20 protein-coding genes are annotated in these 17705 nt (G+C 64.6%); 12 read left to right on the forward strand and 8 right to left on the reverse strand.

Features of this window, described 5'->3' with window-relative positions; all coding sequences use genetic code 11:
- The first annotated feature begins 216 nt into the window (after window positions 1-216).
- A complete protein-coding gene (locus tag ACQR1W_RS12725; protein WP_434851069.1) occupies window positions 217-1602 on the forward strand; it encodes a hypothetical protein in 1386 nt (461 codons plus the stop codon).
- Between the two features lie 38 nt (window positions 1603-1640).
- Here the strand turns inward: ACQR1W_RS12725 and ACQR1W_RS12730 are convergent, their stop codons facing one another.
- Window positions 1641-1865 carry a hypothetical protein gene (locus ACQR1W_RS12730; protein WP_434851070.1) on the reverse strand — a complete coding sequence of 75 codons (225 nt, stop codon included), beginning with the start codon at window positions 1863-1865 and terminating at the stop codon, window positions 1641-1643.
- A gap of 173 nt (window positions 1866-2038) precedes the next feature.
- Here ACQR1W_RS12730 and ACQR1W_RS12735 point away from each other — a divergent pair, with 173 nt between their 5' ends.
- The gene (locus ACQR1W_RS12735; RefSeq protein WP_434851071.1) at window positions 2039-2968 is read left to right on the forward strand and encodes a Ku protein; all 930 of its coding nucleotides are present in this window, start codon (window positions 2039-2041) and stop codon (window positions 2966-2968) included.
- On the opposite strand, the gene ACQR1W_RS12740 is transcribed toward ACQR1W_RS12735, so the two are convergent.
- From ACQR1W_RS12740 to ACQR1W_RS12760, 5 genes are all read right to left on the reverse strand, one after another.
- Window positions 2965-3864: a DUF4238 domain-containing protein gene (locus ACQR1W_RS12740; RefSeq protein ID WP_434851072.1), complete on the reverse strand. Its 900-nt coding sequence runs from the start codon at window positions 3862-3864 to the stop codon at window positions 2965-2967. The two genes, ACQR1W_RS12735 and ACQR1W_RS12740, sit on opposite strands and share 4 nt — an antisense overlap.
- 97 nt (window positions 3865-3961) lie before the next feature.
- The gene (locus tag ACQR1W_RS12745) at window positions 3962-4228 is read right to left on the reverse strand and encodes a hypothetical protein (RefSeq protein WP_434851073.1); all 267 of its coding nucleotides are present in this window, start codon (window positions 4226-4228) and stop codon (window positions 3962-3964) included.
- Window positions 4229-4356: 128 nt separating this feature from the next.
- Entirely contained in the window at window positions 4357-5085 is a 729-nt protein-coding gene (locus tag ACQR1W_RS12750) for an SOS response-associated peptidase (RefSeq protein ID WP_434851074.1), read from the reverse strand.
- A gap of 2 nt (window positions 5086-5087) precedes the next feature.
- A complete protein-coding gene (locus ACQR1W_RS12755) occupies window positions 5088-5537 on the reverse strand; it encodes a hypothetical protein (RefSeq protein ID WP_434851075.1) in 450 nt (149 codons plus the stop codon).
- Between the two features lie 26 nt (window positions 5538-5563).
- A complete protein-coding gene (locus ACQR1W_RS12760) occupies window positions 5564-5938 on the reverse strand; it encodes a hypothetical protein (RefSeq protein ID WP_434851076.1) in 375 nt (124 codons plus the stop codon).
- Window positions 5939-6037: 99 nt separating this feature from the next.
- Here ACQR1W_RS12760 and ACQR1W_RS12765 point away from each other — a divergent pair, with 99 nt between their 5' ends.
- Window positions 6038-6943, forward strand: coding sequence for a hypothetical protein (locus tag ACQR1W_RS12765; protein WP_434851077.1), 906 nt, complete (start codon window positions 6038-6040; stop codon window positions 6941-6943).
- A 15-nt stretch (window positions 6944-6958) separates the two neighbouring features.
- Here ACQR1W_RS12765 and ACQR1W_RS12770 read toward each other — a convergent pair whose 3' ends face one another.
- Window positions 6959-8428 carry an RES domain-containing protein gene (locus tag ACQR1W_RS12770; RefSeq protein ID WP_434851078.1) on the reverse strand — a complete coding sequence of 490 codons (1470 nt, stop codon included), beginning with the start codon at window positions 8426-8428 and terminating at the stop codon, window positions 6959-6961.
- Window positions 8429-8765: 337 nt separating this feature from the next.
- Here ACQR1W_RS12770 and ACQR1W_RS12775 point away from each other — a divergent pair, with 337 nt between their 5' ends.
- The 5 genes from ACQR1W_RS12775 to ACQR1W_RS12795 all read left to right on the forward strand — a co-directional run bounded on the left by ACQR1W_RS12775 (window position 8766) and on the right by ACQR1W_RS12795 (window position 14430).
- Window positions 8766-9131: a hypothetical protein gene (locus tag ACQR1W_RS12775; protein ID WP_434851079.1), complete on the forward strand. Its 366-nt coding sequence runs from the start codon at window positions 8766-8768 to the stop codon at window positions 9129-9131.
- 120 nt (window positions 9132-9251) lie between these two features.
- On the forward strand, window positions 9252-10712 hold the full coding sequence (locus ACQR1W_RS12780; protein ID WP_434851080.1) for a hypothetical protein: 1461 nt from the start codon (window positions 9252-9254) through the stop codon (window positions 10710-10712).
- Window positions 10709-12493 carry a hypothetical protein gene (locus ACQR1W_RS12785; RefSeq protein ID WP_434851081.1) on the forward strand — a complete coding sequence of 595 codons (1785 nt, stop codon included), beginning with the start codon at window positions 10709-10711 and terminating at the stop codon, window positions 12491-12493. The genes ACQR1W_RS12780 and ACQR1W_RS12785 overlap by 4 nt, the downstream gene beginning before the upstream one ends.
- Window positions 12490-12867: a hypothetical protein gene (locus tag ACQR1W_RS12790; protein ID WP_434851082.1), complete on the forward strand. Its 378-nt coding sequence runs from the start codon at window positions 12490-12492 to the stop codon at window positions 12865-12867. Before ACQR1W_RS12785 ends, ACQR1W_RS12790 begins: the two co-directional genes overlap by 4 nt.
- Window positions 12868-13341: 474 nt before the next feature.
- Window positions 13342-14430 (forward strand): hypothetical protein, encoded by a 1089-nt coding sequence (locus tag ACQR1W_RS12795; RefSeq protein WP_434851083.1) that lies wholly within the window; start codon window positions 13342-13344, stop codon window positions 14428-14430.
- A gap of 146 nt (window positions 14431-14576) precedes the next feature.
- Here ACQR1W_RS12795 and ACQR1W_RS12800 read toward each other — a convergent pair whose 3' ends face one another.
- Window positions 14577-14978: a hypothetical protein gene (locus tag ACQR1W_RS12800; RefSeq protein WP_434851084.1), complete on the reverse strand. Its 402-nt coding sequence runs from the start codon at window positions 14976-14978 to the stop codon at window positions 14577-14579.
- A 339-nt stretch (window positions 14979-15317) separates the two neighbouring features.
- Here ACQR1W_RS12800 and ACQR1W_RS12805 point away from each other — a divergent pair, with 339 nt between their 5' ends.
- The 4 genes from ACQR1W_RS12805 (at window position 15318) to ACQR1W_RS12820 (ending at window position 17692) form a co-directional block, all read left to right on the forward strand.
- Window positions 15318-15644, forward strand: coding sequence for an HNH endonuclease (locus ACQR1W_RS12805; RefSeq protein ID WP_434851085.1), 327 nt, complete (start codon window positions 15318-15320; stop codon window positions 15642-15644).
- Window positions 15645-15706: 62 nt separating this feature from the next.
- Entirely contained in the window at window positions 15707-16219 is a 513-nt protein-coding gene (locus tag ACQR1W_RS12810) for a hypothetical protein (protein ID WP_434851086.1), read from the forward strand.
- Between the two features lie 145 nt (window positions 16220-16364).
- On the forward strand, window positions 16365-16835 hold the full coding sequence (locus ACQR1W_RS12815) for a hypothetical protein (RefSeq protein WP_434851087.1): 471 nt from the start codon (window positions 16365-16367) through the stop codon (window positions 16833-16835).
- Complete coding sequence (locus ACQR1W_RS12820; protein WP_434851088.1) at window positions 16835-17692, forward strand: metallophosphoesterase; 858 nt, start codon at window positions 16835-16837, stop codon at window positions 17690-17692. The genes ACQR1W_RS12815 and ACQR1W_RS12820 overlap by 1 nt, the downstream gene beginning before the upstream one ends.
- Window positions 17693-17705 lie beyond the last annotated feature (13 nt).

Below are 17705 nucleotides of genomic sequence, written 5' to 3' on the forward strand. Positions count from 1 at the left end.
GGCGGACCGCGCCGACCATCCTCGCCGAATCGGTCGTTACCTCCTCCGTCGCTCGTGCCAGACGGAAACGCCCGGGCTCCTACGGCGCGTGATCCGGAGCGCGGGCGCGTCACCCGACCGAACCCGCTCGCGCGCGTCCACACGAGGACAAGCAACCCATCGTTGCAAGCGACCGATAATTAATGTTCAATCTGCCGGGGAATTTTGGGGGCTAGAATGGCCACTGGTGTGCGCGTGGCGGCCGTATTCACGGCTGTCTGCTTGTGTTCTTGTACGCAGGTGCCAAAAAACGTCGGACCTGCGAACGTCCGCTTCGACCAGGTCGTAAAGCGGGTCAAGTGCGATCTCACGAGGGCCGTCTACAGCCGCGCCAATCAGGATCGCACACGGTTCGGATTTCTCACTCAATGGGCCGCCAAGGTTCATATGACCCTTTCCGTCGACGACCAAGCATCCATAAATCCGGGCCTCGCCGTCACCGACCCGCTCGCCGTGGCAGGCACCAGCTTCAGCTTGGGTGTGGGCGGCACGTTTACCGGTCAAGCCGTGCGGAGCGAAGATTACGAGTTCTTCCTCTCGTTCGCGAACGCCGGCGACGAATTGGGCAAGCCCGCCGTCTACTACTCGCTGTACGACGGCTGCAATTTCGAACCCGGCGTCTTGCTCGAAAGCGATTTCGATTTCGGCTCGATCATCGACCGGGCCCTGTCTCCGATCGATGCCGGATTCCTGAAGAAGGGCACGCAGGTCGGCCCCGGTTCGAGTTCGTCTCCACCGCTTCCGGCAAACGAAGTCCCGAACATCGAAAAAGCGCTGAACGCAGCTAAGAACAGCCCAATAATCAAGCTCACGCCGGTCGAGGCGATAAACAAGGACCCCAGATTCAAAGGACTCTTCGGAGAGATCGATAACCAGCCCACAATAAAATTCCAGTCCACGACGCCTGCGGGCCAGGCCAAGGAGAAGGAGGACAAGAAGCAGGCCGTCGCCGACGCAGTCGCGAATGCTCCGAAGATCTCGGAGAACGTGCAAGAGGTCATCAAGAACGTCGTGGAGCCGTTGTACACCCTCGCGGGGGCCACCGACCTCGCGAAGAAATGTTACAACCAGATGCTGCGCGACCGAACAGTGGCCGTCGCCAGCGCCGCTGCTGTCGCGATCAGTAAGTCCAACATCGACAATGCCGGCCCGGACGAATTCGACAAGATAATTTCCAACTACAAGACGCTGACGGACGCGAGAGATAAGGTCCTCGAGAAGGGCCAAGCCATGCTGAATGACATGACGATGTGCAAGGAGCCGGCAGCGAAGCCCCCGAAACCGACTGTCCTACTCTACGATCCTATCGACCTGATCCAAGAAACCGTGAATTTCTATATCACGGCGGCGGGCAGCATAACGCCGTCATGGAAACTCGTGCGCATCTCGGCGCCGCTCAATTCGCCGCTCCTTTCAGGAACGTCGAAGAACACGGACACGCTCATCATCACAATGGGAAGGCCTGATCTGAAGGACGGCAAGCCGGTCGCGTCGAACGCGATGAATACAAGCCTGCAGGCCTCGCTCATAAGCCAGGCGATCAATCAAAGGCTTGTTCCTTAGGTGCCATCCGGCACAACGATGCCACGCGGGTTAGAGGTCTAGCCGAACCCATCATCGCGGTCGCGTGGCAGCTTGTGCCTGCCGCGCGAGTAACCTGCAGATACCTCCGTCCGCATTTCCTCGAGTTGCATTTCGAGAAATCTGTTCGCGAGGATCAGCGCTTTCACGGCGTCCACCGTATTTCCGCCACAGGCGGCTATCGCCTCCGCAGCGGCCACATCAAGGTCGTCGGCCTTTTCGAAGACTTCGGGGGCTGCGAGCATAGCTTCTATTGTTCTCTCTTTGTTCCGGAGGAGTCAAGTCGATCGTGAGCGGACGGCCGGTTCTTCTGGCGCAACGGGGTATTCGGCGATGAAATTCGGACAGCGGCATGTCGGAACAAGCTCGCTCGGTTCGTCTTGAATCCGAGCCGCCATCAGTTTTGGAGTTCGGAGTAATGGCCCCGCGCGCGAATTGGAAAGGCTTTCTGCGCCTGTCGCTCGTCACCTGCCCAGTCGCGCTTTACCCAGCCACTTCGGAGAGCGAGAAGATCTCGTTCAACCAGCTCAACAGAAAGACCGGCCACCGGATCAAATACGCCAAGGTCGACGCCGACACCGGCGAGGAGGTGTCCAACGAGGATATCGTAAAGGGCTACCAGGTCGAAAAGGATCAGTTCATCGAGGTGACGAAAGAAGAGCTGGAAGATCTCGCGCTCGAATCCACGCGCACCATCGAGATCGACGAGTTCGTCGAGCGCGACGAGATCGACCCCCGCTATCTGATCCGTCCCTACTACCTGAGGCCCGACGGCAAAGTCGGGCACGACGCCTTCGCGGTGATCCGCGAGACCATCCGCGAGATGAACAAAGTCGCGATCGGCCATGTCGTGTTGACCAACCGTGAGCACATCATCGCGCTCGAGCCGCTTGAGAAGGGGCTCGTCGGCACGCTTTTGCGGTACCCCTACGAAGTCCGCAGCCAGGACGAATACTTCGACGAGATCCAGGACGTCAAAGTGACGAAGGACATGCTCGATCTCGCCAGGCACATCGTCAATCAAAAGGCGGGACGCTTCGATCCTGACAAGTTCGAGGATCAGTACGAAACCGCTCTGATCGATCTCATCAATCAAAAGCGAGCGGGCAAGCCGATCACTCCGAAGGAGCGGCCTGCGGCGAGCAACGTCGTCGACCTGATGGAGGCGCTGCGCCGAAGCGTCGGGGGTGCCACGGCCGAGACCAAGACGCCGAAGAAGACCGCCAAGAAGCCTCGGAAGGCTGCGGCCGGCCAGAAAGAGATGTTGATGCCGATCGCCGGCAAAAAGCCGGCGAAGGAGGCTGCCGAGAAGAAACCGACGGCCAGGCCGCAGCGGAAGTCGGCTTAGGCCGCTACCATCGCCTCGAGGCATTCCGCCGAGCGCGCGAACGCTTGCGTGTAAGAAGCGCTAAAGATCATGCGATTGAGCGTCGAGGCCTGATCGCGCGTGAGCCCGTCGGCAGGAAACATCGGTTCCTCGTCGACATCGGCCATCAGCAGCGCGGAGCGTGGTGAGATCGGATAGAAGATCGAAAGTCGGTCCGTCAGGGCAGGACGGGTGCTCTTCAGGTTGATGGCGGGCTGGTCGCCGGTGATGAAGGGCGTATCCGTCCGGTTATTGACTATGATCAGCGCGCGTTGCTTGCGCTCGCGATAGAGCGAGGCGCCGATGTTCGTCGAGGACATGTGGATGAAGATGTTCCAAATGCGCTCCATGGAAGGACCCATTTCGAGCACGCGCTCCTTGATGCCGCGGGTACGCATGTACTGCGTGCAGAGGTAATTCAGAAACGCGATGCATTCCTTGTCGTCCGCGTAGAAACCGATGTCTCCCTTCAGGGCTCTTTCGAGTGCCGGAATGAACGAAGCCTCGATACTGGCGTGGTAGTCTTCGAGAACGTTGGACGCGTACTCGTCCAGCCCGGCGTCGATCAGGGCGCGATGCGCGCTATCCTTGATCTGTTCGGCAAGCCGGAAGGGCAGCGTGAGCCTATTCAGCAATTCGGTATGGGTCTTGGCGGCGTAAGAACTGCCCTGACCGATGAACAGCTTCAGCAACGCCACGTCCTGGGCCGTCAGCGGGTGGAGCTTGTAGAAATCGTTCTGCACGGCGACCGTCCGCGTGCCGGTAGGGAAGATGCGGCCGTTTTGCAGGCAATAGAGCGCTCCGTCCGTCGTCCATGGACGGAGGTAATGCTGCCAAACGTGATGATGACGGCGCTTGGGCTTCTGCGGTGCATTCATCGTCGGCTCACGGGAATTCCGTCGTGTCGCACGGACTGGCGGCCATTGGCTCCTGAACGTAAAAGCGGGCGAAACGACGGCGCAAACGACCCGGCGTCTAACAGTCGGGTGGGCATTCCGGGCACGTATCGCCGATCTCCGTCAACGCCTCCGCAATCGCGGCGGCGGCAGCCTCCGGAGACGTCATCGGCGACGGATCCCGACGGGCGAGATCGAAGGCGCGGTCGCGGGCGTGCGGGTCGGCGCGATCCAGCATCCAGCCGTGCTCTTCGCATTCGCGGAGGGCGCCGGCTTCGTCGAGCACCGAGATAGCCCAGCCGCGCAGCGTCCGGACCGCGGGCCGTCTCTCCTTGGACATCAGCATCGACGGCTCCTGCCGGGACGAATCCTTCGCGTCCCGTCCCGTTCCGGCCGGTTAGCACAGGGCAGGGATTCGGAATCGTGGGGGGCGTGTCTTGTCCACGTGTTCCGCCGTTCCTTGCACAACGAACGCTACCGGGCCGGCCCGGGGTCTTCCTTCTCGCCCGTCGCCACGATCTCAAGCGCGCCGTCCGACAGCGGCCGTTGCAGCGCCTTAGCTTCGTCCCAGGGGGCACGAAGCCAAGTGTCGTATTCTTCCGCCGAGGTCAGGATCACAGGCATTGCCTTGGGATGGACACGCTTCACCTCGGCATTGGGATCGCAGGTCAGGAAGCCGTACACGTCGACGGTCACTTCGCCTTCCTTGACCTTGCGCACGGCCGTCCAATTCGTCCAGAGACCGGCGAAGGCCAGCAACGGGCGGCTCTCGTCCGGAGCGAACCACACCGGGACCTTTTTGCCATCGATCGTGTCGTATTCGCTGAACGACGTGAACGGCACGAGGCAACGGTTCTCCGGCGCGAGCCACCGTTTCCAGTGCGCGCTGCCGACGTTGCGGATATTGGTGGTGCCGCTGTCCGGCTCCAACCGGAGCAATTCCTTGAAATCGACCGGCTTGCCCTTGGCCTCGAGCCTCTCGGCTCGCTTCTTCGTGGCGTCCATCTGCGCCCTTTGCGATGACGGCATGCCCCATCGAACCATGACGATCTCGCGACCATCGGTCCCGTCGCGGACGATCGGCGCCGGCTGATCCGGAAAGATGCCGGGCATCGAAGGCAGGTTGCCCACGCGGCTGTTGAGCGCTCCGAACAATCGGCGGATCGCATCGGCGTTTTTGGTCATCGAGTAGAGATTGCACACGGTCAGGTCTCCGACGAAGGGTGCCGAGGCCGCTGCGAGAGCTGCAGCAGCGTCGCGGGCGGCCGACGACCGGCTTTGGCGCACTTGCTGCACCGGAGCCTGCTCGCCAGATCGTGGACGAACGTGGTCGGTGGATGCGGCAAGGCCGCGAGATCGACGTCGCGCTCGGTCCTGCGGCGCGAGCACGCGATTTCGAGCCAAGGATAGCCGCCGTTGATGGCTTGGTCGACGGTCGGCGACGGATCGGTCGGTTCTCCATCCGCCCACATCCTTTCGTTCCAGCTCTCGGACAGCAATCGGTCGGCCTGTCTGATCAGAGCTTCGCCCTTGGCGCGGACTTCGGCGGACTGCTCCGAAAGGATCGTCGTCTTCGCACGCGCTTTGCCGAGTTCCTTCTTCAAAGCCTTGCGGTCGCCTCCCGAGAGCGGTGTAGGGTGATGTTTCGCGGACATGGAGGACGGCCCTTCGAAAGCGGCGATTACGTCGATTCGTAGCCGGGCCAGCAGCCGTCCTCTTCGTGGCGGCCGGTGCGCGCCTCGCAGGTATCGTCGAGAAGTCGCTGTCCGACACGTCTCCAGGTCGCCTGCGGTCCGTACATCCGAATGGAGTCTACCCTCTGGATCTCGACCGTTCGCTTACAGCGCCGGCAGGTAACTCTGAGCAGATGTGGTATCTCGGCGAGCCGCATCGCCTCGATGGGAAGGCGGGATGTCCTGGCGTCGGCCGAGGCTCGCCCGAGAACGGAATCCCAATACTCGGGCGGCAGTTCGTCGTTCGGGCCGATGGGAGGCGTCCGAGGCACGTTCTTGCCGACCAAAGCGGCCAGCTTTTCGATTTGTTTGGATGTCGGCATGCGCCAACTCGCGGGGCGATCGCTCATCGCGATCGAATAGAACAAAATAAGAACAAAGTCGAGTCTCGGAGGCCTCGGTCAGCCCTGCAGACTTCAGGAATGGTGAGCCTCTTGTGCGAGGAGAACGCGCCTGGCGCGCCATCGACGGCACTGTCCCATGCACCCCTTCATTTTTCGGGGGTGACACCCCAAATCGGAGCCGGCGCCAACCGAATTCCCCAGAGCTCCATGTCAAGAACCGCATCACCGCGCGTGACGTTCGACACAAACGTCTGCAACGTCATTCACGATCCCCACAGATGGCCCGACAAGGTCGACCCCGAGGACGCACGCAAGGTCCGCGAGGCCATACCGGACGGCCGGATCCTCGGATTCGTGTCGGAAGCGACGCTGTTCATCGAGTGCCTGAGCTTCGAAGACAAGCTATCCTACCTTGCCGTGGCCGACGCGAACGGATCGCGACCCTCGCTGGATCCAAGAGCCGTCGCGCGAATGGACGATGTCGCGAAGCTCGGTGCGAAGCTCCTTCACGCGCCGCTCATCGGTGCGGAGATATTCTTCGACGGGTTCGAGTGGGCCGGCGACGACATTTTTACCGGCGCCGAACGACAGCAGCGCTTCTTCGACTTCTGCCGTCCGCTTGGGGACTTGGAGAAACTGACGCGCTCCGGCGAGGAGTTGGACGAGAAGTATCCGAAGACGTTCGGCGATACTCCGATGAAGGGACCAGCGACGTGGCGCTCGGCCTTCCGGCGGGCGTGGGATGCCGATCCCGACGGGCGGAAGAGGCTGAGGGGCGCGGTTGGTCCAATGATCGGAGAATGGTGCGACGGTCTCATCGTCGGGTCGCACTTCGCCTGCGGGAACGACGTGTTTTGCACGATCGATCACGGCAAGACCGCCGGTCCGAGCAGTCTTCTTCATCCCGACAATCGCGCAGCCTTGCGAGCGAAGGGGATAACCCTGATGCCCCCCGCCGAGCTCGTGAGCCGATACGGCCTGTAGCGCGCGTGCGCCGGGCTAGAAGTCGGGCTCGCTTCTCTTCTGCCAGCGATGACGACGCACGCTGTGGGCCGTGGTCCGGAACGAGACGGCTTCGACGTGATGGACCTCCACGCTTTCGAGATCGAGATTCAGGGTGACGTCCCGAAAATCGGCGTCGCCGGCGCTCTCGGTTTCGCTCGGCTCCAGGGCGATGAACGGGAACGCGCGGTCACGCTGCGGCACGGGCGCCGGCTTAGGCTCGGGTACCTCCTCCGAGACCCAATAGTCCGCCTCCTGTCCGTCCGAAGTCGTCATGCGGGTGCGCGCTTCCAATTCGGTGTTGGGAGGAAGCTCGAGCGGTTTCACGCGTGAGGCATGATGGAAGAGGACGACGTTCTTCTTCGCGCCGCCCGCCTGAGCGGAAGGGTACAGGATTCCATCCAGTCCCACGCGGCTTGCCAGATACTCCGCGATCGCCTGGGTCACGAGGTAGTCGGAGGGCTCGTCGTCAGGCATGATCGGTCTCGTGATCCGCTCGCTGAGCCTGCCGAGGAACTTCGCCCGTTCGAGCTTGTGAAGGTGACCTCCGTCGAACACGCTCCCCTTCACGAGCACCGAGCGCAGCGCTTCCACGTCCAGCACCTTCAGGACGCGCGCGAGTTCGAATTTGCCCAGCATGACCCGGCTGCCGACGGGCGGCCGGATTTCCGCGAGCGCGATCTCGGCCTCGAGCGCACCGTAGAAGACCGAAATGCCGCGGGCATTCATCCGTCCCCCGGTCGCGACGCCCTCGGGCGGCGGGCCGAGGCCCTTATCGGGTCGCTCTAGGGCTTCCTTGAGCGGGCCCTCGGACTGAAAGACACGGGTGCGAAACAAGGAGGCGATCTCCCGTCCGGGTCCGAGCTCGATGACCACGCGCCGCCCATCGAACGTTTCGTGCTCCAAGAGTCCATCGAATAGCTCGGCGAGCACGGCTTCGGCATGCTTGTTGAAGAAGCGACTTTGCGTCTTCAGGCTATGCTCGAAATACTGCCACTCGTGGCGCAACTCCACGTCGTTCGTGTCCTGCGCCTCGTAGTAGGATTCGGAGGCAAACTCGCACTCCTCTCCGGCCTTCGCCATCTCGATGTCGGCGTGCCGCTCTTCCAGGATCCGCTGCACGTCCGCTGCGATGGTCTCGTCGATCTCCGCGGCGCCGGCGATGGCCCAGACGACCGGATCGCCGTGACGAAGGAACGTGTAGCCGCTCTCGCGGTCGCTCATCATCATGTGCTCGAAATCGTCGGGATCGGGAGACGTGCGCTCATAGTGCTGCTCGAACGCCGTTTCGACGTGGTCGGCGAGCTCCTCGATCGGGATGACGCGGCGCTTCTCGCCGCAATAGGAGCAGGGCTTCGAAGCGCCGAGCCTCTTGATTTTGGCCGAAAGATATTCGTCGCCGACGCAGGCGAAGCAGACGTTCTTGGTTTCGGGCGGGTCTTCGTCGGACAGGGGAGGCTCGGACAATCATTGGCGGGACGATCGTCGGAGATCTAGGCCGCGGACCTCGGGGCTTCAAGAAGGCGTTTGACGGTCCGGGCGCACCGCGGTCCGGCGACAACGCTGTCCGACCGAGCCGGAAGATCGCGGCGTCCGTTCCACGTGCCGTCGTTAACCAACGCGGCGAAGGCCGCTTGCGTTCGCATTTTTATCGGTTACATTATGTCACCAATAAAGGAGCGATAAATGAGACAGCGCAAGGCCCGCGACGACCCGATAGCGAAGCGGCGATCGAGGCCACCCGATAGGGGCGCGGCCCTCGGCCCAAGGACTCGCAAGCGAAGGATTTGAAGGAGACGCATCGATGAACGACAGAGAGATTCCGGAGCGGGTCAAGCTCAGGCCGAGTCCTTCTGAATGGGGACTCGACGAATTGCTTACCCTGGAGGAGGCGGCGGCGCTGCACTGGCCGCGCGGACCCGGCGGGCCGCGCGGCCCGCTCACCGCGCGCAGCCTGCGGACCGCGGCGGAGGCCGGGGTGCTCGGGACCGTGATGATCGCCCGGAAGCGACTGACGACGCGTCGGCAGATCGCGGAGATGAGCCGCTGCGAACGGGCTCCTCGGCTGAGCCAGGCACCGTCCGCGGCCGCGGCACCCCGTCGCGGCATCGGCATGACGTCGGAGGAGGCGCGGACGAGCGCGACAGGCTTCCGCCGCCCCGTTAAGTGATCGTTAACGATGTCGGGGCCTTCTTTCAGTCAATGTTGACACTAGCAAATTATTAGAAGTATGAACGATGTGGCCAGGGGATAGGCCCCAGGACAAACCAACCGCAAGGACCTCACGGAAATGCAGACGATCAGAAACCACTCCGAGGCGCTGGCAAGCCTCGGAAAGTCGGGGCCGACGCCCGTGGCGTTGCACCTGGTGCTCCACCCCGCCCCGGTCTGGATGTCGAAGGCCGGCAAGAAGCGCGTCGGCAGGCGCTTCTGGTACATCGAGGGCGACGGCGCCAAACCGATCTCGACGAAGTGCAGCCAGGAAAACAAGGCCGGCGCCGAGGCGGTGCTGGCCACCCGTAAGCGCAAGCAGATGGTCGGTCTTCTCGGCGAGCACGCGCCGGACGAGCTGACCATCGCCGAGATCCTCGACGACGACATCGAGCAGAAGGAGAAGATCGCGTTCACGCCGCCGCAGAAGCGCACGGCGCGCACCATCAGGCACCAGTACACGACGATCAAGCGGCTGATGGGCCGGCTGGCGCTCGCGGACTACACCTCGCAGCACTCGATCGATTTCCTCGCCGACTACGTCGGCGAGCGCATGGCCTACTACGCGGCGCATCCGGACATGGATCCCAAGGATCCGGAGCCGACGGGGCTGCGCATCCTCAAGCTGCTCAAGAAGGCCGTCGAATCCTTCGTCGAGCGCAAGGGCCTGCTGTGGTCGAAGGCCATCCACGTGCCGAAGCGCCGCAAGGTCAAGAAGGCCAAGCGCTGGCTGCGCAAGCAGGAGCTCGCGCGCCTGCTGTGGGGCTGCCTCTACGAGATCGACAAGAAGACCGGCCGGCTCAAGACCAAGACGGTGATCGACGAGGACGGCACCGTGCGCACCGTCTGGATCCGCCACAAGGGCGCGAAGAAGCGTGCCTACTACCACCTCAGCCGCCTGATCCGGTTCATCATCAAGACCGGCACCCGCCACGAAGTCTCGATCATGATGACGTACGGCTTCCGCCCGGACATCTCCTGCATCGATTGCGACGGCGACGGCCGTGGCCTCGTCCATCGCCGCGGATACGAGGAGGAGGACACCAACAAGGCGCGTCCGCCTTCTCCGATCCACGCGCCGCTCGCGCGCATGCTCGCCCGCTGGGCCCGCATGGACGGCCACATCGACCGCGCGACGGGACGGATCGTCGACGACGGCAAGGTCCGCTACCTGGTGCTCGACGGCAACGGCAAGCCCTATCGCAACCACATCGACCGCCAGTTCAGGACCCTGGTGCGCAGCGTGGGGCTCCGCGGCATCACGCTTCACACCCTTAAGCATACGTCTGTTAACTATGCCTATCAGAGCGGGCAGACGCGCTCCGGAGCCGCGCTGATGTTGGGCACGACCGAGAAGACGCTGGCCGAGTACTACACTGACTGGAAGGAGGAGGGGCACTTCGCCGAAGTGCTGCGGGAGTTCGATGACCCGGCGAAGCTCCTCGCCTTCCGCAGGCTCCGCCACTTCGATCCACTGCCGTCGCCGCGGCCGCGCCACTACGTCAAGCCCTTCCGCGAGGCCGACGGGGCGACGGCGTGAGTGTCGCCGCCGACACCGTCATGACGACCGCCGTCGCGCCGTCCGCGCGACCGGCGGCGCGTCACCCTCCTTACAGAGGCTACGTCGGCCCGGCCGCGGTCGGGCTCCGCGACGCGGGGCTCGCCGGCCGCGACGACGTCCTCGATCTTGGCGAAGCCGAGCTCTACCGGAATCCGCGGTCGCCGGAGGACCTCGTTCCGCGCGGCCCCGCGCTGGCGCTCTTCGTGGCGTGCACCGGGGCGACGGTCGAGGAGCTCCCCGAAATCACCTACGATCCGGAACGCCCTTTGCGCGACTGGATCGATCTTCCCGGCGACGGCCTGGTCGCCGCCCGCACGGTGCCGCTGCCCGAGCTCGCCGCGATCGCGCTGCGCAACTACCGCAGACTCGCCGACAAGATCACCACATGCGATCGGCTCTTCGTCGATTCCGACGGCGGCCCGACGAGCAGGCTGTCGATCCGAAAGCAGTTCACCGTCGTCGGCGAGCGGATCGGCATCGCGGGCGCGCGGCTGCTCACCGCCCTGCACCACGCCTATATCGCCTGGACCGACGCGAGCCCCGACAAGGACACGGCCGCCTACCTGCGCGGCTACGGTTTCGCCCACCGCACCCCTCCGGACCGGATTCCGTCCCCGTCCAACAGGAAGAAGCTGATCGAGGCCCATCATCCGCTCGGCAAGCTCGACCGCGACATGCTGCGCTGGCAGGGCGCGGTCGCGCGGCGCGACGCCGCCCATCCGCTGCGCGAGCTGTCGGCCGCCACCAAGAAGGCGCTCGCCGAAGCGAAGCGCGCGCGCACCTCGTACCCCGACGAGCTCAAGGAGGCCGTGCGCGAGGCGCTCGCCTCGGGGCGCGAGCCGAAGGCGGTCTACGCCCATTACGGCGTGAGCTTCAGGATCCTGTACGACTACGTTCCGCGCGCGAGGAAGAATCCGCTCGCCGCCTTCGAGCCCCTCGAGGCCGTCATCCGGGCCAAACTCGAAGGTCCGCGAACGACCACGGGCGAAGACATGGTGGCCTGGCTCGAGAGCGAACACGGTCTCGTCGTGCCCGAGTGGAAGCTGCGGCGGCAGCTCAAGGAATGGGGGCTCGCGGGCCGGCTCCGTCGCGCACGGCCGAGCGTCGTCGATCCGCATCTCGACGAGATCCGCGCGACGATCCCGGACGGCGGCGTCGCCGATCTGGACCTCGTCGCCGGGCTGCTCGTGGAGAAGGGCGTCACCATCACCACCGAGGCGCTTCGTTCCTCGCTGCGCGCACGCGGCATCCCGCTGGCGACGGTGCCGACGGTCGCCTTCACCCTCGAGGTCGAGATCGACGTCCGGGCATGGATCTCGGTCTATCCCCCACCGTCCCTAGAGACGATCTGCCGGCGCCTCGAAGCCGAGCACCGGATCAGCATGTCGCCTCACCAGGTGTCGGCGAGGATCAAGGCGATGGGCGTCGTCAAGGCGCCGGGACGCGCATCGCCCGAACTCAGGGCCATCGGTCCGTACCTGCCCGAGATCAAGGCGCACGCGATCGCCAACCCGACGAAGACCTGGGCGGCCATCGCGGCCTGGGCGCGCGCCGAGTTCGACGTGGCCATCGAAGCACGCACGCTGCAGCCCTGCATGGTCCGGCTCGGCGTCAACAAGCGCGGCCTCGCCGGCGAGGCGCGAAAGTCCGCCTGCCCGCCGGCGGCGCGGGGAAGCGAAGCGGCCGGGCGCGCGGTAGCCGTCGCGGCGCCGGTCCGGAAAGTCACCCGATTCCATCCAGCAGAAGGAGAACGAAGATGAACGCGAAGATCCAGTACCTGGCCGAGCCGGAGCCCGGCGCGGCCGCCGTCGGCGAGGACGGCAAAGGGCTGCGGCTGTTCCTCGCCGGCCAGATCCTGCACCTCGGGCTGAAGCGCAAGGTCGGCTTCGAGGAGGTCGCCGAGGCGAACGGGATGACGCGGGCCGAGCTCCAGCACATCATGCAGCACGGCGGCTACAAGGACATCGATCTGTGGAAGCTGTTCGCGATCCTGAGGTCGCTCGGCGCCGCGGTCGTCGTCGCCGTCGACCCGGCGCCGGACTTCGAGGAGGGCGTCGTGCTCTGGTCGAGGCTCTCGCGCGCGACCGCGGCCGCGGCGCCGTCGGCCAAACCATCCACACGAAACGGCCCGTAGAGGAGGCCGCCGACATGAGACGTCATCCCAAGGGTCCCTCGCGGGACCCTTTTCATTTTTGGATCGCGCCCACGCCGGTGCCGGTTATGGCCGGCGTCGTCGCGGCGATGGGCGGAAAAGGAGTATCCAGATACTACTTTTGCGCATTTTTCTTTGGAGGGTTGGGTGCGGCGCGGGCCGTCGCGAACGGCGCCGAGGCGCCCGAGTCGTTGCGAAACGGGCCGAAACGCGCGAAAAATCGCCCGCAAAACCGCGATTTCGATAGGGGGATGACTTCCCGGACTACCAGCAGCTTTGCGAGAAAGCGCTGCGCCGCAACGCTTTCTCGCAAAACCGACCTAAAATTTTCGATCGGTTATGCGAGCGGGGGGCGTCATGAACCGCCTCCAGACGCCGCAGTCGGCGCCGCGGTCTCGACGTTTTCAGCGCGGCCGGAGCTCTGCTAAGCGTCGACGCAGACGAAGGACACGACCGATGTTCGGGCCTTACGAAGGCAACCCTGAAATAGCCAACCGACTGCATGCCGCGCGCGTTGCCGCCGGCTTCAGGTCCGGCCGCGCGGCCGCGCTGGCGCACGGCTGGAGCGAGCCGACGCTGCGGGCCCACGAAACCGCGACCGGGTTCATAGGCCCGGAGATGATCGAGGTCTACGCCGCGGCCTTCAAGGTCGACCCGGTATGGCTCGAGAAGGGGACGGGGCAAGGACCGCCGGTGGACCCAGTCCGTGAGGCGCGCTTCCGCGCTCGCATCGATAACGAAGGCGACAGCGTCAAGAAGGCCGCCGCGGCAGCCGGCAGGCGGCTCCGGCTGGCGCGAAGGGCGGCGGGATACGGGTCGGTCATGGTGGCGGCCGAGTCACTGGATCTGCCGCGCAGCACATTGTCCGCGCACGAGCTGGGCCAGAACGTCATCTCGCCCGAGGTCGGCCGTTTCTATGCGAAGGCGTTCGCCTGCAGCGCCGATTGGCTGATATCCGGCACCCGGCCCTCGGGTCTTCCGGCGGCCGTCGAGGCAGACCTCGATGCGCTGCTGGATCTGCACTCACGCCGCGAGTCCGCGGTCCGCGACGTCTTCGCCAAGCTGCGCGAGGGTACGGCGCAGACACCGCCAGCCCCAAACCCCGAGGCCTATCCCCGAACCAGAGGCTCGTCTCCCGAACCACCTCAGGACTCGGTCCCGGAAATAACCGCCCTCGAGCTGTACCGCGCCGCACAAAGCAGAAAGCCGCCGCACACGACGTCGGGCAGGCTGTTCTCCTTCCCGGCCGGGTTTCTTTCCGAGCAGATGAACTGCGGCAGCGATACCGCCGTCATCCTGGCGACCGGTCCGGACCGATCCGGACGAAGCGCTCGGATTCTCGTCGACCGGGCCTTCGTCACCCCGAACGAGGCGGACAGCTACGCCGTCGTCCGCGAGGACGGAGTGGTCGACATCGTGACCGGCCTGGCGGCCAATGAGCCGAGACCGGACCGGCGCCACCATTGGCTCGTCGTCGGAAAGGTCTGCGCCGTGTTGAAGCGATACCTCCCGAGCGGCGATAGCGAGGGGCGGCGGGACGACTAGCAAGGCCGCTCGTCGCGCACTTGCCCTATTCGTTCGTCCGGACGAGCTGCCGTTGCCCGACCTCGTCGTCGAGGCGTTCCCATAGACTTGGAAATCCACGCAGCAAAGGGAGCTCCGCCGGTCCCGGGCGGGGCGGATTGTCTCTACTAGCGTTTGGCCGGTTTTTTCTTCCGCACCCTGGACTTGCGGCCGCGCTCCGCCGCCTTGCGTTCCCGCTCAGCCTTCCGCCGCTCGAGGTCGGCGCGCAGTTTGGCGACGACTTTTTCTTCGCGCTCCTGATCGACGAAGCGAACGCCGGCGCCCTCTTTGCCTCGCGGCCGTACGAATTCGATGCCTTCCTTCTCCAGGAAAGCCGCCAATTCCCTCACCACCACCTCGCGCCGGGCGTCCATCGTGACGCCGACGTGGCTCTCGATAAGTATGATCGTCTTCCGGGCGAAGCCGCTCTTTTCGGCGAGATCTTCCTGCCCTATGCCGAGAAGACCCCGCGCCGCGCGAAAAAGCGCGGGCGTGGGCCAGATCTCCGCCATGTCGAGTTGTTTGGCCATTCTCGCTCAGCCGGTCGTCATCGTTGGTCGGTTACTCCGTAAACGATTCGCGCACGAACACTAACCCGGCCGTCGGCGGTCAGACCAGAACACCTGGACGAGCGGGGCCACCTGCTCTCGCCCAAGCCAGCGCCTGCCCGCGCACGATAGCGCGCCTTCCGTCCACCGACGCCGTCGACATCGGCGTCGTCAGTGAGCGCGCTCAGACTTCACGTCACCGACGCCGTCGGCGGAATCGCCTCGCACGTTCTATTAACCTTATGGGTGACAAAAAGTAACCGATGGCTTGCGCCGACGATCTTCATCAGTTACATTTTGGGTGTGACGACAGGAGACCCGATGAGACACCGCCAATACATCGCGAGCGACGCCTGGCTTACGAGCCCCGCCAGATTCGAAGCTCTCCGCTCGGCCGGATTCCGCTGCCGCCTCTGCAACGCGCCCTCTTCGGAGATCCCGCTGCAGGCCCACCACCGTACGTATGAGAACCTCGGCGCCGAGAGCCCGGACGATCTCACCGCGCTGTGCCGCGACTGCCACCACGATGTGCACAACTTCCTCCGCGCCCGTCTCTTCGCGAAGCTCGAGCCGCCGACCGTCGTCGACGTCGTCATCCACGCCCGTGCGCCGCTGTTCGACGCCTCGTTCGCGGGAGAAGCGGCATGAGCATCGAGCGGTTGACCCTGAAACTCGAATCCGCCGGCCCTCTTCTGATGAATAACTCGAGGATGGCGGATCCCCTCGACCCCGATGCGGTGAAGCTCCTCGCGATCACCAACAAGCGCAAGAAGACCACGGCCGACCACCGTCGGATCGCCGACATCGAGTGGTTCGGCAAGCTTTGGACGCACGAAGGCCGACCGTGCCTGCCGGCGGACGCGCTGGAGAAGTGCTTCGAGGATGCGGCCAAGACCCGGAATTTCGGCGCGACGCTCGCCGGTGCCGTTCTCGTCGACGCGCCGGCACCGCTCGAATACGACGGGCCCAAGGATATCGGCAAGCTCGCCAAGAACCCGAACTTCAGGTTCAGGAAGCTCGTGCGCGTGCGGCGCTCGCTGACGCCCCGGACGCGCCCCTATTTCGCGAATTGGAGCTGCGTCGTCCGCGTGACGTTCCTCGCCACCGTGATCAATCGCGAACAGGTCGTGGACCTCTTCCGCGTGGCGGGCTCGCAGGTCGGCGTGGGCGACTGGCGCAAGAAGCACGGCCGGTTCACCATCGAGGAGGTGTCCCTCGACTGACGAGTCCCCCGGCGGGGCGTGGCCCGGTGAGGCATGCCATGGCCCGGCGTGGCGATGCAAGGGCGGTGGTGTCCCGATGGGACACCACCGCAAGCAAGTCCTAAAAATTTAGAAGGAGCCGCGCAGCGCGGCGCGATGGAGCCAAATGACCGTAGAGAAGGATGACGACGGCGCCGAGGCGCATCGCCCCCACGAGACCGAGGCCTGGCAGGACGCCCTTGCCTTTTGGCGGTCGTACACCGCCGAGATGTTCAACGACGCGTTGAAGGAGCAGGTGCGGGACTGCGTCGCACACACCAGTTCGACGATCGAAGAGTGGCGCGCTGCGGTCCGCGGCGACGCCGCCGCGGCGATCAAGATCGCCTTGGGCATGCGGATGCCCGAGGAGGTCAACGCGAGGCTCGATCTGACCATGACGGTCCTGCTGGCCGCCGCGTTCAAGGACGCCGTCGCGGCGCCCGTCATGGCGCACCTCCTGAACAAGGCGCCGCTCCATCCGATCGATCGCATCGGCCTGTCGACGAGCTGGATGCTGCATAACATCTGGTGCGAAAGCCGGATCCGCAACGCGCGCCGGCGCCGCCGCCTGCGCGGTGGCCACGGAGCCGATGTCTGATGCTTGCCCAACTCTTCTCGGATCTGCATGCCGACTGGCGTGCACCGAAACCGATCGCGATCGGTGCCGGCGTCGACGTCGTCGTCGTGCCCGGCGACGTCTGCGAAGGCGCACGCAACTCCTTCGTGGCGTTGCGTCGCATCGTTCCCATCGACATCCCGATCGTGTTCGTCATGGGAAATCACGAGTATTACAGAAGGTTCGTGTTCGACGAGCTGGACGAGGCCCGTCGCGCCGCGCCGGATCACAACGTGATCCTGTTGGAGAACGATACCGCCCTCGTCGGCGCCGTGAACGGCGTCGGGGGCGTGAGGTTTATCGGCGCCACCTGCTGGGTCGACTTCCGACTCTTCGGCGACCACCGCATGGCCGCCGCCATGGCGGCCGCGCGCGACGGCATGAACGACCACCGGAGGATCGGGTGGCGGAAGCGCCCGTGGGGACGCTTTCGTCCCCAGGAAGCGGCGGCGCTGCATGCCGCGTCGCGGACCTACATCGCGACCGAACTCGCCGCTCCGCACGCCGCGACCGTGCCGGTCGTGATCGTCACGCACCACGCGCCTAGCTTCCGCTCCGTTCCCGAAGTCTGGAAGAACGATCCCCTGACGCCCGCCTTCGCCTCGACGATTGCGGACGACCTGCTTTCCGGTCGGCACGACGGAGCGGACGATACGCGCTTCCACCCGCAGGAAGGAATCGGGCCCACGCCACGAGTTGACTTCTGGTTTCACGGTCACGTTCACGCCCGCTCCGACTACGTGATCAATCGGACGACCCGCGTGATCTCAAATCCGCATGGTTACGGCGACGAGGTCCCGGATTTCGATCCAGGCCTGATCATCGAAATCGGCTCGTGAAGGGACTTAAGAG

It is taken from the genome of Bradyrhizobium sp. HKCCYLS1011, assembly GCF_051167795.1.
GTDB lineage: Bacteria > Pseudomonadota > Alphaproteobacteria > Rhizobiales > Xanthobacteraceae > Bradyrhizobium.